The organism is Priestia veravalensis (assembly GCF_001457055.1).
GTDB classification, from domain to species: Bacteria; Bacillota; Bacilli; order Bacillales; family Bacillaceae_H; genus Priestia; species Priestia flexa.
The window spans coordinates 1-16,200 of sequence record NZ_KQ758701.1; the positions used below are offsets into that span (position 1 = coordinate 1).

General features: G+C 33.7%; 19 protein-coding genes and 2 pseudogenes. 9 read left to right on the top strand and 12 right to left on the bottom strand.

The genetic code is table 11. The features are described 5' to 3' along the window. The 3 genes and pseudogenes from AS180_RS18715 to AS180_RS18720 all read right to left on the bottom strand — a co-directional run. Nucleotides 1-260: pseudogene (locus AS180_RS18715) on the bottom strand (IS6 family transposase); the annotation flags it as partial. Nucleotides 261-293: 33 nt separating this feature from the next. After that, nucleotides 294-458 (bottom strand): hypothetical protein, encoded by a 165-nt coding sequence (locus tag AS180_RS22845; RefSeq protein ID WP_156413512.1) that lies wholly within the window; start codon nucleotides 456-458, stop codon nucleotides 294-296. A gap of 109 nt (nucleotides 459-567) precedes the next feature. After that, entirely contained in the window at nucleotides 568-1,134 is a 567-nt protein-coding gene (locus AS180_RS18720; RefSeq protein ID WP_061786471.1) for a GNAT family N-acetyltransferase, read from the bottom strand. A gap of 152 nt (nucleotides 1,135-1,286) precedes the next feature. On the opposite strand from AS180_RS18720, the gene AS180_RS18725 reads away from it, so the two are divergent. Then, nucleotides 1,287-1,712: an HIT family protein gene (locus AS180_RS18725; RefSeq protein ID WP_061786470.1), complete on the top strand. Its 426-nt coding sequence runs from the start codon at nucleotides 1,287-1,289 to the stop codon at nucleotides 1,710-1,712. A gap of 79 nt (nucleotides 1,713-1,791) precedes the next feature. On the opposite strand, the gene AS180_RS18730 is transcribed toward AS180_RS18725, so the two are convergent. Together AS180_RS18730 and AS180_RS18735 are read right to left on the bottom strand one after the other, a co-directional pair. Beyond that, nucleotides 1,792-2,763, bottom strand: coding sequence for an HD domain-containing protein (locus AS180_RS18730; protein ID WP_025911953.1), 972 nt, complete (start codon nucleotides 2,761-2,763; stop codon nucleotides 1,792-1,794). Between the two features lie 39 nt (nucleotides 2,764-2,802). Beyond that, nucleotides 2,803-3,123 carry a MazG nucleotide pyrophosphohydrolase domain-containing protein gene (locus AS180_RS18735; RefSeq protein WP_025911952.1) on the bottom strand — a complete coding sequence of 107 codons (321 nt, stop codon included), beginning with the start codon at nucleotides 3,121-3,123 and terminating at the stop codon, nucleotides 2,803-2,805. A gap of 99 nt (nucleotides 3,124-3,222) precedes the next feature. Between AS180_RS18735 and AS180_RS18740 the strand changes: the two genes are divergently transcribed. Together AS180_RS18740 and AS180_RS18745 are read left to right on the top strand one after the other, a co-directional pair. Beyond that, the gene (locus AS180_RS18740; protein WP_025911950.1) at nucleotides 3,223-3,804 is read left to right on the top strand and encodes an LOG family protein; all 582 of its coding nucleotides are present in this window, start codon (nucleotides 3,223-3,225) and stop codon (nucleotides 3,802-3,804) included. Between the two features lie 195 nt (nucleotides 3,805-3,999). Continuing rightward, nucleotides 4,000-4,470 (top strand): GNAT family N-acetyltransferase, encoded by a 471-nt coding sequence (locus AS180_RS18745; protein ID WP_025911949.1) that lies wholly within the window; start codon nucleotides 4,000-4,002, stop codon nucleotides 4,468-4,470. Nucleotides 4,471-4,783: 313 nt separating this feature from the next. Here AS180_RS18745 and AS180_RS23330 read toward each other — a convergent pair whose 3' ends face one another. From AS180_RS23330 to AS180_RS24095, 5 genes are all read right to left on the bottom strand, one after another. Further along, nucleotides 4,784-4,921 carry a hypothetical protein gene (locus AS180_RS23330; protein WP_175384219.1) on the bottom strand — a complete coding sequence of 46 codons (138 nt, stop codon included), beginning with the start codon at nucleotides 4,919-4,921 and terminating at the stop codon, nucleotides 4,784-4,786. Nucleotides 4,922-5,055: 134 nt separating this feature from the next. Further along, nucleotides 5,056-5,238 carry a YolD-like family protein gene (locus AS180_RS18750; RefSeq protein WP_013060138.1) on the bottom strand — a complete coding sequence of 61 codons (183 nt, stop codon included), beginning with the start codon at nucleotides 5,236-5,238 and terminating at the stop codon, nucleotides 5,056-5,058. Between the two features lie 44 nt (nucleotides 5,239-5,282). Continuing rightward, complete coding sequence (locus AS180_RS21880; protein WP_076513875.1) at nucleotides 5,283-5,456, bottom strand: Fur-regulated basic protein FbpA; 174 nt, start codon at nucleotides 5,454-5,456, stop codon at nucleotides 5,283-5,285. 866 nt (nucleotides 5,457-6,322) lie between these two features. Next, a complete protein-coding gene (locus AS180_RS23335) occupies nucleotides 6,323-6,469 on the bottom strand; it encodes a hypothetical protein (protein WP_013060133.1) in 147 nt (48 codons plus the stop codon). 475 nt (nucleotides 6,470-6,944) lie between these two features. Then, nucleotides 6,945-7,250: a hypothetical protein gene (locus AS180_RS24095; protein ID WP_025911948.1), complete on the bottom strand. Its 306-nt coding sequence runs from the start codon at nucleotides 7,248-7,250 to the stop codon at nucleotides 6,945-6,947. 46 nt (nucleotides 7,251-7,296) lie between these two features. On the opposite strand from AS180_RS24095, the gene AS180_RS24100 reads away from it, so the two are divergent. Then, complete coding sequence (locus tag AS180_RS24100; RefSeq protein ID WP_226372996.1) at nucleotides 7,297-7,653, top strand: MerR family transcriptional regulator; 357 nt, start codon at nucleotides 7,297-7,299, stop codon at nucleotides 7,651-7,653. Nucleotides 7,654-7,664: 11 nt separating this feature from the next. Next, on the top strand, nucleotides 7,665-8,567 hold the full coding sequence (locus tag AS180_RS18765; RefSeq protein ID WP_025911946.1) for a DUF2268 domain-containing putative Zn-dependent protease: 903 nt from the start codon (nucleotides 7,665-7,667) through the stop codon (nucleotides 8,565-8,567). Nucleotides 8,568-8,755: 188 nt separating this feature from the next. Here the strand turns inward: AS180_RS18765 and AS180_RS18770 are convergent, their stop codons facing one another. Next, a complete protein-coding gene (locus AS180_RS18770; protein WP_025911945.1) occupies nucleotides 8,756-9,205 on the bottom strand; it encodes an AraC family transcriptional regulator in 450 nt (149 codons plus the stop codon). A 267-nt stretch (nucleotides 9,206-9,472) separates the two neighbouring features. Between AS180_RS18770 and AS180_RS18775 the strand changes: the two genes are divergently transcribed. Further along, nucleotides 9,473-10,024, top strand: a complete 552-nt coding sequence (locus AS180_RS18775) for a recombinase family protein (protein WP_025911944.1) — start codon at nucleotides 9,473-9,475, stop codon at nucleotides 10,022-10,024. A gap of 35 nt (nucleotides 10,025-10,059) precedes the next feature. Then, on the top strand, nucleotides 10,060-13,017 hold the full coding sequence (locus AS180_RS18780; protein WP_062687299.1) for a Tn3 family transposase: 2,958 nt from the start codon (nucleotides 10,060-10,062) through the stop codon (nucleotides 13,015-13,017). A gap of 144 nt (nucleotides 13,018-13,161) precedes the next feature. On the opposite strand, the gene AS180_RS18785 is transcribed toward AS180_RS18780, so the two are convergent. Continuing rightward, on the bottom strand, nucleotides 13,162-14,133 hold the full coding sequence (locus AS180_RS18785; protein WP_025907045.1) for a helix-turn-helix domain-containing protein: 972 nt from the start codon (nucleotides 14,131-14,133) through the stop codon (nucleotides 13,162-13,164). Between the two features lie 479 nt (nucleotides 14,134-14,612). On the opposite strand from AS180_RS18785, the gene AS180_RS18790 reads away from it, so the two are divergent. Together AS180_RS18790 and AS180_RS18795 are read left to right on the top strand one after the other, a co-directional pair. Next, nucleotides 14,613-15,761: a tyrosine-type recombinase/integrase gene (locus AS180_RS18790; RefSeq protein ID WP_062687300.1), complete on the top strand. Its 1,149-nt coding sequence runs from the start codon at nucleotides 14,613-14,615 to the stop codon at nucleotides 15,759-15,761. 231 nt (nucleotides 15,762-15,992) lie between these two features. Then, a pseudogene (locus AS180_RS18795) lies at nucleotides 15,993-16,200 on the top strand (IS6 family transposase); the annotation flags it as partial.

The following is a 16,200-nucleotide window of genomic DNA, read 5'->3' on the forward strand; positions in this document are numbered from 1 at the left end:
CCTTTTACTTTAATATACGTTTCATCGACTCTCCAGGAATCATTTGTTGGCTTAAGATGACGTCGTACTCTTTCATCTAATTCCGGTCCATATTGATGAACCCAACGCATAATCGTTGTATGAGCCATGGATAAGCCACGCTCCTCCATCATTTCCACCAAATCACGAAAACTTAAGTTGTACCGTAGGTACCATCTCACTGTTAACAAAATAATGTCAGGCTGATAATGTTTCCATTTGAATACATTTTGGTTTTCCATACTGATCATGCCCCTTTTTTTAGAGTAATAGTATCAGTATGTCCAAAATTTAGAGATTACTTGCAATTGCCCTGAAGTTTTTGCACCAGAACCACTAAATCTACCCTCTAGCTTTTCTAAAGAAGTCGGATAGCCAAGCTGATCCATTAAATGCACCAATTGAGGTATGTCTCCTGTCTGAAACTCCCTTACTCTCATTATTTTCTCCTTTAACCTTTTAGTCTTTGTCCGTAGTAAATTCTATAATCTTAATTAGAATCCTCTGGGACTGATAGAATATACAAGGTTAGTTACTATAAGTCATGTTCTAGGAATAAAAATCTTCTTTTAAAATCGCAAAAATTTTTGTATCACGAAATTTACCTTTAATAAATTCATTTTTTCTTAAAATGCCTTCAAATTTCATTCCTACCTTCAACATAACATTTTCTGAACCAATATTGTCAATATCACATCCACCTTCAATTCTGTTCAGACTAATGCATTCAAAGCCAAATTTAATTAATTCGCTAAGAGCTTCAGTTGCAAATCCATATCCCCAGTAATTCTTGTTTAAGACATAACCAACTTCTGCCTTACTATGTTGATTAGACCAATCTACAAAAGCACATGTGCCAATAACCTTGTTACTTCCTTTATGGACAATTGCCCAATCTGCAGATTGTCCCCTCTTATATCCCTCAATAACTACATTTACAAAGTTATTCAACGTTTCTTCTTTGTTTCTATTAGCTTCCCAAGTCATATGATGAGCTACTTCTATATCAGAAGAGAATTCAAATATATCGTCAACATCATCTAATGTTATCTTTCTTAATAAAAGACTTTGGGTTTCTAGTAATGGAATTTCACTCAAAAACTTTTCTATAACCATAATTAATCCCCTTTATCAATCAAAATCTCTTATCAACTATTTCTTTTTTCCTTCTAGATTTCCCTGTTTGTTCTACGTTTTATAAAGGATTTCATAGTTAAAAAAAGAACTGTAAAGAGGATCTTAATTTTTACATATAGGGAGATAAGCAAATGACGAAAAAGAATGAATGCTTAGGCTGTAAGATTGCTAAAGGATTGGTCCCTCCTGGACATATTATTTATGAGAACGAACATATTTGTTGTACGTTAGATATCGCTCCTTTTAATGAAGGGCATTTATTAATATTACCAAAGCAACACTTTCACGATATTGATGAGATAGATATAGATACACAAATAGAGATAAATAAAGCTACAGTAAATATGATAAAGCTAATTAAAAAAGTGTTTAAGCCACACGGCGTTACTACCTGTGCAAATGGTGGAAGGTTTAATGAATTGGGCCATTACCACCTTCATATCATTCCTAGATACAAAGGCGACGGTTTTACTTGGAGTGAACCAATTGATAATAAAAGTGCTGAAAACTACCTAGAAAAGACTAAGGATTTGCTAATTAATAATCTTTCAAACTAGTCATCCCTAGTTACCACAATTACAATTATCGGCATTTAAAAAGAACCTTATTTGACTAAATAAGGTTCTTTTCTTTTTACTAAGTATTAAGAACTCTAAGGAATGTTCCTTTTAAGGACTTTTCTAGAGCATACTGATTTAATTCTCTTACTTTGGTGGAGAGCTCTGTTGCTTTCTTCATTCGGGCGTTCCCTACCAGCACAAAGGGATCGATAATCCGAACCTTTTTCTTTTGGTGTATGTCGTAATTTCTCTCATCATTTATTACCTTTTTACTTATATCTTTCATTTTTTTTAGCACTTCAGGGTCTTTACTGTCAATTAACTTCTTCCAAACTGTTTCATCATCTGATAATAAGTCATCAAAATGAATAATCTGCTTGGCTATTGCGATCTTTAATATATCCGTTAGTATGGCATATCCATATACATTTAATGGGTGAAGAAAGAAGTCAACTACCTCAGTATAGTAAGCTTTAACAAACCATTCTGCTGCCTCAATTGTTTTTAAACAAATTTTACCGTCAACCACTCTTAATTCATCTACAAATTTACAAGCATCGTCTAAAGAAATCATATTATAGGTAGATAAATCACGAAGCGTGTAATCGATGCGATCTGCACACAGCGAAGGAAGAGGTTGTTCTAATAAGGACCATTTCTCAATAGGCAATATAGATAAGATATTAAATCCATGCTTTTGTAAAACAGAAGGTATTTCTGACGATTGAATTACTTTTTCAAATATTTGGTCGTGAAAGTCCTGTTCTGGATTATCTAAAACGAAATCTATAACATGAGAAAAAGCTGTATGGGAAATATCATGCAGCAAGCCAGCTATTTGTTCTTCTATAGAACCACCTAATTTTTTAATCAATAGCATGACACCTACAGAATGTTCAAATCGTGTTACATTCCACTTTGGATTTACTAAATAACTTGCGCCGCCTTGGTGAATCTTTTTCAGCCTCTGAAGGGGCTGAGTATGTATTAATTCTGCTAGGACTGGTTCTAAGTGAAAAGATCCATAAATGAAATCATGAATTTTCATAAAACGACTTCACTTTCCCTTCTTTTATCATATCTATATTTATCTAGTAGAATAACGTTCTGCAAGCTTCTCTTTATGTGATCTGAATATTTCTTCTAATGAAATATCATATTTGTTAGCAATAACAATCAAGTTACCTAACACGTCTCCTAGTTCTTCCGTTAATTCTTTCTTATTTTCTTCTAAAGTTCCAACTACTTCGTCTGGTCGATCTCTTCCAATTTCTAAAGCCCTAATAGCTCGTGCTACTTCACCTGTTTCTTCAGCCAGAAAACCAATTCGAATAAAGATATCTAAATCTGACCAACCTCTCATTTTGTAGTAGTCCTTTACCCACTGTTGAAATTCTGTTACGTTCATTGAATGGTTCCACCTTCCTTTTTTAACTTCAACTAAGTTTACCAAATCATCCATTATTATGTATAATCAATAACGGTGACTACATAGGAGGGGATCTTTATGAAAAGAATAGCTGTATTTTGTGGATCAAGTAATGGAGCATCTGACCTTTATATTCAAGGTGCAAGGGATCTAGGAAAAGAACTTGCTAAACGTAATATTTCGCTTGTATATGGTGGAGCAAGTGTTGGAGTAATGGGTGCTGTGGCTGATGCTGTGTTAGAAGCTGGCGGACATGTCATTGGTGTCATGCCTACTTTCCTTGAAGAAAGAGAAATTTCTCATAAAAACCTGTCAGAGCTTATCGTTGTTGAATCTATGCACGACAGAAAAGCCAAGATGGCCGAACTTGTAGATGGATTCATTACATTACCAGGTGGTCCAGGTACATTAGAAGAATTCTTTGAGATTTTCACATGGGCTCAGTTAGGGCTACATCAGAAGCCTTGCGGATTGTTGAATATTAATGATTATTACACACCACTTATTTCTTTATTTAATCACATGACAGAAGAGCAATTTCTACAGGAAAAATATCGTTCTATGGCTCTTGTAGATACAAAACCACAAGGTTTATTAGATCAATTCAATACATATCAACCTCCTTCAGTGAAAACATATATCACAAAAGCTCAAAGCTAATAAAAGAACAGGATTAGTTACTATCTAATCCTGTTCTTTTGTTTATTTGCAATGTAACTTAATATAATCACTGTTATAGGAAATCATTTAAAGAATCAATAAGATAACTAGAATTATCTATTATCTCGACACAGTAAATGCTTGCAAGTACAATTATAAATATTAATTGTATTTTTCTGTAAGGGGAGAAGAAGCATGAAAAAATTATATAGCGTGGATAAAGCATCAATCTCAGATATCAACCAGATTATTAAATTAAGGGTAGCTTTGCTTAAAGAGGTAAATGAAATTCAAACAGAGGAAGAAGAAAATCAGATCATACATGCTACCAAAAACTATTTAAAAACTGAAATCTCCAATCATAATTTTGTTTCTTACATAGCAAAAAATGATAAGGAAGTTGTAAGTGTAAATGGAGTATCCTTTTTTAAAAGACCTCCGTATTTAGAGAATTTACAAGGTGTAGAAGCTTATATACTTAACATGTATACCTTACCCACTTATAGAAAACAAGGATTGGCTAAACAATTACTTGAGAAATGCATTGAAGAATGTAAGAACAGAGATGTAAAAAGAATTTGGTTACATGCTTCTAAAGATGGTGAACCCTTATACAAAAGTATGGGCTTTAGTTTTAAGGGTAGTGAGATGGAATTATTCCTATAAAAACAATGCATACTCCATACAACCTTAGTTAATATAATGTGCCTTCTATGAATTCTAAACAGTTGTTCTATGATTTCAAAACAAGAACCCGTTTAAAAATTTAAACAGGTTCTTGTTTTGAAATATAAATCTATTTGATACATTATATTCTATAGTTTTCTAATAAGGATATGGCTTCTATTGTGTATTGAGCATCGCAGTTTGGATAAATACTTGTCCAAATGCCACCTTCACTTCTTTTAGAAATAAGTTCAGAGAAATAAGCATTTACAACAGAGTGCTTTGGTCCTTCCAGTTTGCTTTATTTATAGGTTTATTCTTCTATATTTTCATCTTCTAACTGTCTTAGGTTTTCATCGTGACATTGTTTAAATAAATAGGTAAGGTACGAATATAGTTCAAATCGGTCCTCCTCAATAAAATCAGACCATATTTGTTTGTTTTCTCTCATCATTCCTCCCCCTTTTTATTTCACTTTTATATCTTTATGGCCCCCTAACTAGAAATCTCTTATAGATACCAAGTGACCATTTATCATAAAAAACAGAGAAAATTCTTCACTAATTTTAAACCAACTAAAGAAAACTAATAAATATCTTCAATACCGGATAAACGAATAAAGAAAATATTTTGTTTTTCATCTTTTAAAGACAGGGTCTGTTCATGGAGATTAAGATTATAAACACGGCCTTTATACGTTTGTAATGACCCATTTTCATAATACTTAACCGTAATTAAACCATTTTTGATTAGTTTTTTCAAAAACATAGATTAATCCTCCTCTTAACAAATGAATTATGATGAGTAAAAACTTAAAAAGATATGTCTTGGACTCCCGGATTAACTATATGATACTCTTTTTCTAACTCATGTAAGGTTAATTCATAGAGTTGTTTGTTTCCTTTTTTATAGATTCCTAAATGGATTAAAGAATCTATAATCGAGGTTTTTTTACGCTGTATGTCAGAATAGGTCTGTTCGCCCATTATCCCACCGCCTAAATTCAGAATGGTCTTTCGTATGATTGTCCAACTATTCTAATTCATTATAAAACTTGGCAGTTACAAGGAAATGAAAATGAAGTTAAACCTATGTAATAAATAAGTAAATTCGATTACATAAGTGAATGTACATTTCCTACCTATTTACTTTATAATCAACTTTTATCGCATCGCTCAATAATATAATATCCTTATCAATTTCACTTTTAATCAGTTCCTTTTCACAATTCTTGTATCCTTCTCTCAAGCAATTCACTTCTCTTGGTCATAATAAAAGGTTGTGTTTATTATTCATTTTAATAAACTCCTTATAAAAACTAACATTAAATATATTATGTTAGTTTTTTTTCGCATATGAAATACTTTCTACAAAACTTCCCTTTAATTTACAAAAAATTCTAAATTATACTAAGTAAATTTACTTGTTTTAAATAAAAGTAAACATAAATCCCCACAAAATCTTTTATTGATTTTAAATCGAGACCAGTTTGTGTGATATAAAATATTCATTCCTAGTTACCATAATGTACTTTATAGACACCCTCATATTAATAGAAAGCATATCAGCAAATATAAGTAATATTTCCCCAAAAGATGAGCTACAGCTAAAAAACATGATAAAGAATTCTACCAGAAAATCGGTAAAAGGGTGGCAAATCCAACAACAAACGTAATAATGACTAATTGTTTGTAAAACTGAATTTTTCTATTTTTACGCTGTATATGATATACATTTTTAGTTCGCATAACCAACATGAATAGAAATCAAAAAAAATGATTAATATGTTTATTTAACAACAAAAATCAAATTAATTCGGTTTAATTAGTTAAATAAGAATATACAGTAATCATTACCCCGTTAGTAGGATATCATTTAATAAAGCTAGTTCTACTTTAAAAGGATCGTTAACTTTTCTAAGCTCACAATAACCAGAACTATAAATATGAATAATCTTAAATCGTTTACCGCGATAGAAAACTTCTTTATTAATTGACATACCTTCCCTCCAGATTCATTATTACAGTTTGTTCAACATATTAACCATTTTTCTTATTTGAAACTTATCTGAAATAAAATTAAGTTACTATTCCCTTTTTTATATGTTTCAAAACATACATTCAAATAAAATTTAAAGTATACTTCATTTTTTTGTATGGACATACTTTTTACTCCTTTGAGCAAACTACTCAAGACGCCGTGAGGCATCACACCAAATTTCCTATTCTAAACAGGGAAAACTACTGAACAGAAGCAATAGTTTTTTCTTTTTTTAGCTGTATACGACATCCAGTTGTAGTTAACATCATAGTGATTCACGGAACCAATCAAAAACGCCACCCCTTGAGCGACAAGGGATGGCGTGACATCAAAATTTATCGTTTATGCATAATTTTATAAATCGTTGATTTAGCAAGGTTTTGACGTTTTGACGCTTTGACAAATGAGTCGTACTATATCAAATCTTGTATAAATTAAGCTTTTATACCGTACCTAAATTCTATCTCATGTTTTAAAATCTCCGCACCTCTAGGGCTTAATACTATCCCGTTTGCATATTCACGATTCTGTGAGGTTACTTCACCTGTCACAACGCATTCATTATAAGGTTTATACTTTTTTAGAATGATTTGATTTCCGTCAAGGGGTCCTACCAACAAAAAGCGCAAAACATACGCTAAGCAAATTTCGCCATAAAGAAAGCCGATTTTTCCTACGTTAAGGAAGTATCGGCTTTTCTTATTGTACACTAAAGTAAAAGCCCATTTTTTATTTGACATTAACGTTGCGTAATACCTTAACCTTGTAATGTGGAGGTGAATTACGCTGCTTACAACTGGAGAAGTTTATAAAATAACTGGACTTACTGAACGCTCTATACGATACTATTCTAATTTAAATTTATTGAAAGCAAATAAGAATGACAACGGTCAATTAGTTTTATTCAAGGCAGACTTCGAAAAAATTGTGCAAATTCTCGCTGCAAAGATAACAGGTTATAAACTTAAAGATTTAATAGACCGACAACCTTCATTAAGTTGTATTAAAAATGACATGACTCAAATGATTACAGATTTAGAAAATATATTATTTCATTTGGACTTAACTGACTCCGAAGAAAATCTTATGAAGAATATAAAGTTGCTTCAAAATTACAATACTAGATATTTACGAAAGAAGTGATTGAAATGAGCATGAACTATAAATTAGTTAACACAATAGAACAATACGAAGAATTACTTGCAATTACGGATTTGGAAGAAAGAAGAAATTATTTTCGTTATACAATGATGACGCCATTTAAGGAAATGTGGAATTTAATAAACGTTCCTATAAAAGCAAAACAAGAAAATGGTTATGATGTTTTAATGGCTACGAAAATGCTAGGTTACGCAGACATTTCTAACGATAAACAAATTCAACAAGGACTATCTATCTTAAATGATAATAATGCCTTTGTGGTAGCAGAGAATACTATCAAAAACTGTATAGAAAAAGCTAATAAGGAAGGATTGAAAGTGAATGCCGATGAAATAAAATTTGGATTGTATGTTGCAGACCCCGACAAATTGAAGCTTCAGAAGGGATATACGGGGTTTGGAGGTATTCCCGGGTTTATTACTGTGAATATTTATCCAAATGATTACAATTTGCCTAAACTTCCTGCTGTTATTGCCCATGAGTTCCATCACAATATTCGTTTTTCTTATTTTGATTGGGATCATGGAAATGTAACAGTGGGAGATTATCTTGTCATAGAAGGTTTGGCGGATTCGTTTGCAAAAGAACTGTATGGAACAGAACAGCTAGGACCTTGGGTGACTAGTATGGACAAAGACGATTTAGAGTACTCAACTTATGTTATTGGAGAGGCTTTAAACATAAAAGGATTTGCCGAGGTAAGTAGCTATATGTTTGGTGATGAAATTGCCAAACAAGAAGGATATCAACCTGTAGGCCTTTCTTTTTGTTCTGGTTACGCAGTAGGTTATGAGGTTGTCCAGTCCTTTATGAAAAAGCAAAATAAAACGATATATGAAACAACGTTAATGTCTAGCGAAGAGATCATTAATGGATCTGGCTTATTTTCTTCCTGACGGGGCGAATATTTAGTTAATAAGAAGTAAAAATACACTAGTCATTTATCCATTTAATACAATAAGAGCATGCCTTAATGTAAATTTTTTTAAAACATGCTCTTTTGATCTTCTTAGCAACAACTGATGTTATTAAATAGATTTATATTTTCGTTTGTAAAATTCAGTAATTTTAGACACCCGGAAAGTCATGGTTTTATTGGGACACAGATTTCGCAATAATGGTTATTTACCATATCATAAGTGTATCTTTCCAAAATAGGCTTGTTATCAATTTGATATCCAGTACTTTGTACAGCTGTAAAAATTTCTGCATATGCTTTTTGGATATCTTCCGCAGTATGTTTGATTTCGTAAACAAGGTATTTACCACCAGAAATTTCACCTTCATAAATTGAATCATCCATTTGATAATCATTTGAAAGCACAATACAAGCATCATATCGACAGTTTTCAGGTAGTGTTGTCTCAGGGTTATCTTGCGGGACTGCAAAAATGATTGACGATTCAAAAAGATTTTTTTCTTTAGCCCATTTTTTTAACTTCTCCATTACTTCAATATTTGCAGAACCATATGAGCCAACTCGTCGTACATAAGCGATGCGATAGTTTGGAAGTGTTTCGACTTTAAATTTCATAGATTCTCTCTTCCCTTCTTCATTTATATTTGTTTGGTACATTTTGAATGTAGCATGCTTTAAAATTATTTACATTTGAATTTTTAAAATATTATTGTCCAGAAAATCAGCAATTAATGAACACATGGTAACTAAAATAGTTTTCTACCTTTTTACCTTTTGTATATGTTCAGAAACTATGTAAATAAATCTATGTTCAGATACTACCCCTAACAGTAAGTTGTGTTACAATAAAACAGAAAAATTGAAAATCAAGGGGAGAAATTAATGAAGGTAGGATATGCTCGTGTTTCAACAGGCATTCAAAATCTTGATTTACAATTTGATGCTCTTAAGGAACATGGTTGCGAAGAAATATTTACAGATAAAATTAGTGGAGCTAAAGATAAACGACAAGGATTAGAAGATGCTCTCCGTTTTGTACGATCTGGCGACACAATAGTAGTTTGGCGCCTCGATCGATTAGGGAGAAATATGCAGCATTTAATTAAAATTGTAAATGATTTAAATGAACGAGGTATCAGTTTCCATAGCCTACAGGAAAATATTACGATGGACAAGGCTAGTGCAACGGGACAACTTATGTTTCATCTTTTTGCGGCTTTTGCTGAATTTGAACGAAATCTTATTCACGAGCGCTCGGCAGCTGGTCGTGCTGCAGCAAGAGCCAGAGGACGATTAGGTGGAAGACCAGAGAAGTTAGATAAAAAAGAATTAGAAATGCTAAAGACATTGGTGGCAAATGGGACACCCATTACGGATATTGCTCAAAGGTGGGGTATTTCCCGAACTACTGTTTATAGATATCTAGAAAAATAGAAATAAATCTATGTTTTCGAAGGGATGTGGGAAATATGGCATCAAGAGGGAAAGAATTACTTACAGCAGATCAAAGAGCAGAGTTTGTACGAATTCCATCTGATATGACTGAACGGGAACTGGAAACCTATTATACTTTTTCGCAATATGATTTGGAAGTTATTAAACGACATAGAAGAGATCATAACCGTTTGGGATTTGCTGTTCAATTATGTGTATTGCGCTATCCCGGGTGGTCTCTTTCAGATGTTGAACCTATACCAGATTATGTAATCCAATACATAGCAAAACAAATAAATGCTAATCCCGATTCTTTTTCTTTATATGCCCAACGTAAACCAACTAAGCATGAACATATGGAAGAAATTCGACAGGTATATGGATTCCGGAATTTTTCTGTAAGTACATATCGGGAATTAGCTCAATATCTTTTGAAACATGCTCTTCAAAATGGCAATTCTATGTATCTACTTCGAACTGTTCAAGAAGAACTTAGGAGTCGAAAAATAATTCTTCCTGGAATGACTACAATTGAGCAACTTGTGTGGGAAACCCGTCGTAGGACAGAGGAAAAGATTTTTAAATCCTTAACTGCCACTCTTTCACTGTGGCAAAAACATAAATTGGATAAACTTATAGATCCCTTTGTGGAAAGCAGGAAAACCCCATTAGCATGGTTGAGAGAACTCCCCGGTCAGTCATCACCTGATGCCTTTCTAAAAGTAATAGAGCGTTTAGAATATATTCGAGAGTTGAAACTTCCATTAAACATAAATGAAGTTCATCCTAATCGGTTACTACAATTATCTCGCATTGGGGCACGTTATGAACCCCATTCGTTTCGTAGATTTAAAGAAAATAAGAAATATACCATTCTTGTAGCATACTTAGTAACTCTAAGTCAGGATTTAATTGACCAAGCAATTGAAATTCATGATCGGCAAATGATGATTTTACAATCGAAAGGTCGTAAAACACAAGAGGAAATGCAAAAGGAAAATGGAAAAGCAGTTAATGAAAAAGTTGTTCATTTTGCAGATATTGGGGCTGCACTTATTCAAGCACGAGATGAAGGACTTGATCCATTTAGCACCATTGAAAAGGTAATGCCTTGGGATAAAATCGTTACTTCTGTTGAAGAAGCGAAAAAATTAGCCCGACCAATGGATTATGATTATCTTGATTTGCTAGAGAATCGATTTACTTATCTGAGAAAGTATACCCCTGCTCTTTTAAAATCATTAGAATTTCGTTCTACAAAAGCAGCAGAACCATTATTACGTGCATTAAAAACATTAAACGAGATGAATGAATCCGGAAAAAGAAAAGTACCAGATGGAGCTCCATTAGATTTCGTCCCAAAACGATGGCAAAAGCATGTATACTATGAGGAAGGAACAATTAATCGACATTATTATGAAATGGCTGCCCTTACGGAATTAAAAAATCATATTCGTTCAGGAGACGTATCTGTAGTCGGCAGTAGGCTTCATAAAGACTTTGAGGAGTACCTTGTTCCCAAAGATGAATGGAAAACGACCAATCTTAAAGAAACTAGACTGGCAGTTCGTTCATCAGCAGAGGAATATCTTGAGGAAAGAAGGAAAGCCCTAGCTGAACGCTTTATATGGGTTTCAAATAACCTTGATAATCTTGAAGGAGTAAATATAGATAAAGCAAAACTTAGAGTAGATCGTTTGGAAAAGGATAGTCCAGAAGATGCACGAACCTTCAGTTTATCCTTATATAATATGCTCCCAAGAATTAAGCTTACTGATCTTTTAATGGAGGTAGCGCACTGGACAGGTTTTGACGAAATGTTAATACATGCTTCCACTAATCGCCCTCCAAAGGGTGAAGAAAAGGTCATTTTGATGGCTGCACTTATGGCAATGGGAACGAATATTGGATTGACTAAAATGGCAGATGCTACACCTAGAGTTACTTATCACCAGATGGCCAATGCCGCACAATGGCGATTGTATGATGATGCTATAAATCGAGCACAGGCAACTTTGGTGAATTTTCAACACAAGCTTGCTCTAGCTTCTTATTGGGGAGATGGCACTACATCTTCATCTGACGGAATGCGAGTACAAGTTGGTGTTTCATCGTTGCATGCTGAAGCAAATCCTCATTACGGCACCGGAAAGGGTGCAACTATTTACCGGTTTACAAGTGATCAATTTTCCTCGTTTTATACGAAAGTCATTAATACCAATGCAAGAGATGCTGTCCATGTTATCGATGGGTTGCTTCATCATGAAACGGAATTAAATATTGAAGAGCATTTCACAGACACGGCTGGCTATACCGATTCAGTATTCGGATTAAGCCATTTGTTAGGTTTTCGTTTTGCGCCAAGGCTTCGTGACTTAGCTGATTCCAAACTATACACCATTCAAAAGCCAAGTGATTTTCCTGATCTAGAAAAATTACTTCGTGGACGGATTAACACAAAGGTTATTCAGGAAAACTTTGATGACGTGCTCCGTTTAGCCCATTCGATTCGAGAAGGAAAAGTGTCTGGTTCGCTTATTATGGGGAAATTGGGATCATATGCAAGGCAAAACAAGTTAGCTGCTGCATTACGAGAAATGGGAAGAATCGAAAAAACTATTTTTATTTTGGATTACATATCTAATGAAACTCTACGTAGGCGTATTCAACGAGGATTGAATAAAGGAGAAGCTATGAATGGCTTGGCAAGAGCCTTATTCTTTGGAAAACGAGGGGAGTTACGGGAACGAGGGCTGCAAGATCAACTACAACGTGCTAGTGCTTTAAACATTATAATTAACGCTATTAGTGTATGGAATACCGTATATCTTACCGAAGCAACAAAATTGTTGAAGGAAAAAGGGAATTTTCGAGAAGACTTACTAAAACATATTTCACCATTAGGATGGGAACATATCAATTTTCTTGGGGAATACACCTTTGATATGAAGAAAATAGCAAGCTTACATTCTCTGCGCCCTCTTATTCGATAAAAATAAAAGCCGAAAATACCTTAGCGTAGGAAAATTCGGCTTTCTTTATGTCGAAATTTGCTTAACGTATGTTTTGCGCTTTTTGTTGGTAGGACCCCTACTAGAACTATACGTATCTTTAAATTTAGACACTTCTTAACTTATTCATAATTTTTGTACAGCGTATAAGAACAATTCCTCAATGCTTCTTTTCCCTAATTCTTTAGCTTTATGTTCTAGTTCTTTCTTTAGATCACCAGATACTTTTACACGTATCACTTCTACATCACTATCAATATAAATCCCACGGCTGCGTTTATTCACTTTCCCTGAGACAAGAACGGAGTCTAACAACTCAACAAGCTCTTGTGATGCTTCCATTAGTAATACAGGCTTAATTTCAATTATAAATTGCTCGTTCTCCTCTTGTGGCGTAATTCTCATATTCGTTGGGCTTAGGTACTGATAGAATACATCCATGAGTTTATAGAGCTGTGATTTGGCATAGGCAGTTTGCTTAAAGGCAAATGTAGCATAGCCTTCTTTGGTAATCGCTTTTTTGGGTTCAATTTCATAGGCTGCTTCGAACCCTCGGTTAAGCAACGCTTCTAAGGTGACCTCTTCATGTTGGTCTGTAATCGCTATAATGGGATCTTCCACCGAGATGATGCGGGCAAACTGTTCTTTTTCTTCCCTTTTCTTGACAAAAAGCTGAAATAAGGCAATGTTTTGCTCAGCATCATAGAAATGACGCTTACTTGGCTTGCGCCCTACTTCATGTGTGCGCTTAAATTCGTCCAAATCTTCCTCATGTACAAAATAACAGTTAATACCTCGATATTCTTCTTGAAAGGCTGGCAACAATCCTTGTTTAATATATTTATTGACCGTTGTGACAGAGATGTCGAGTTGTTGTGCTACTTCCTTTGTCGTAAGTCCAGGCTTTTTTAACTCTTCTTGTAAACGAATGACATCTTCGGTATCAAATTCATAACGTCCTTCAATATGCCAATCATCTTTATTAATAGGTTGTAATTTTCCTTGTTGAATATATGTATAAATCGTTTTCTTTGATGAAATAGATAACACCTTCATTACATCTTCGATTGTAATAACTTTATGATGATAATCGATCATAACAAACATTTCTCCTTTTTATCTTACACTTGATAATTAATTATACCATATATACAATAAATTACGGTTTGAATGTTTTTATTTTAAGTATGTAAATAATATAACTAACTTATAAATATTTATGTTTTACTATTTACTCTAAGTGACGACAAATGATCCATTTTTCTACAAACAGTATATATATTAAACTATTTTTATAGAAAATAAGTTTATACATTTACTTTTGAATAAGGTAAACTTAATAAGTAATACAAATAACAAATAAATTCATAAACAAATTGAATTAAACTTAAATTTACTATTTAACTAATATATTGGATGGTTTTAATATTGTTATAAATACATCTATTACGTTTTAAAGAGTCTTTACCACTTACATACATGAAGATAGATATTTAATCTTATATAGAGGAGTAAACACGTCAATACCAGGAAGAAGAGAAAAATAAAAAGACAGGTTTGATGAAAGGAGAGGTTGTATGAAAGGTTTCTCATTAGTACACATAGGAACAGAAATAAGGGAAAGAAAAAGGGGTCTCCATCAAATTGTTTCATTAATGCTAGATAGTACGTATTATGATGCCTTAGAAGAAAGAAATGAACATCACCAGCGAAAAAACGAAGATCTGTTCAATAGTTTTACCGATGAAGAAATGATGTACTACTACGTACATCAACGAAAGCATATTCGAAAGGACCGAGAACGAAAAGAAACTACCAAAACGGAATACTTACGGATTTTGCTGCAGTTTTATCAGTATGCGGTGGAAAGTGAGTCGTTCTTACGCCAAGATCTTGATTATTATATAGAAGAAACAATTTTAAAAAACCTACGTCCTTGGCATATACGAAACTTCCAGGAGTATTTAAGCACCGTATTGTTAGGGAAAGGGGGGAAACCTTATTCACCTGCGACCTTAGACGCTAAAATGACCATTTTAAAAAGTTTTATGAAATGGCTATATGAAACGAAGTATATTCAGCATCCATTACATAAAGAAATCTTAAGCACGTCACTATCTGAGCAAGAAATTCCAAATCGAGATTTGTATTACCATGAAGTCAAACAGCTTCTTGACTACTACAAAGACCATCCTATTAATTATGGATTATTAACGATGTTGGCGATGACAGGATTGCGTATACAGGAAATTGCTAAAGCTTCGTGGGGAGATGTCTATCTAGACAGTTTAAGTGGCCATTATCGACTAAGAGGAGCAGGGAAGGGTGGAAAGAGATTTGATAAGTTACTTCATCCATCGCTATATGAACGCATTCTTGCTTTTCGAGAACGACGCCATGTCAGTACAGTCTTAAACCCAAGTGATCAAGGACCATTATTTCCAACTAAAAATGGAGACTACTATCAATATAAAAACTTAAGTAATTATATTGTGCGTATCATTGAACGAACGGATTTACCTTTTGTAAAGGAACGGATTGACAGGATTACCCCTCATTATTTTCGTCATTTTTATGCGATTTATAGTCGACAGCAGGGGGCAGATATCTTCTTAATTCAAAAGGAGCTTGGCCACAGTGACCGTAAAACAACGGAACGTTATCTAGAGAAGGTTTTGCAGCGAGAACAAGAAATTGGATTGATGTGGAAGGAACAAGACTTTTAATTGAATTTTAAATGTCTTTATTTTTCTTTATCACTTTTTAACCATAAAAGGGGTCCTGCCGCATGCCCATCAAGCTAAGACAAGTTAAATCTAAAGATCCAGCAATTCTTATAAAGATACTCATTAGAATATCTAAAAAGGTTCTGGTGCAAAAACTTCAAAATATCTGCAGGTAATCTCCCAAACTTGGACAAACTGATACTAGTATTCTAAAAGAAGGACGTGATCAGTATGGAAAAGAAAAATCTATTCAAATGGAAACAGTATCAACCTGATATTATTTTATTAACCGTAAGATGGTACCTACGGTACAATCTCAGTTTTCGTGATGTAGTCGAAATGATGGAAGAACGCGGACTATCGATTGCTCATACAACGATCATGCGCTGGGTTCACCAGTATGGTCCTGAATTAGATGAGCGAGTACGACGTCATCTTA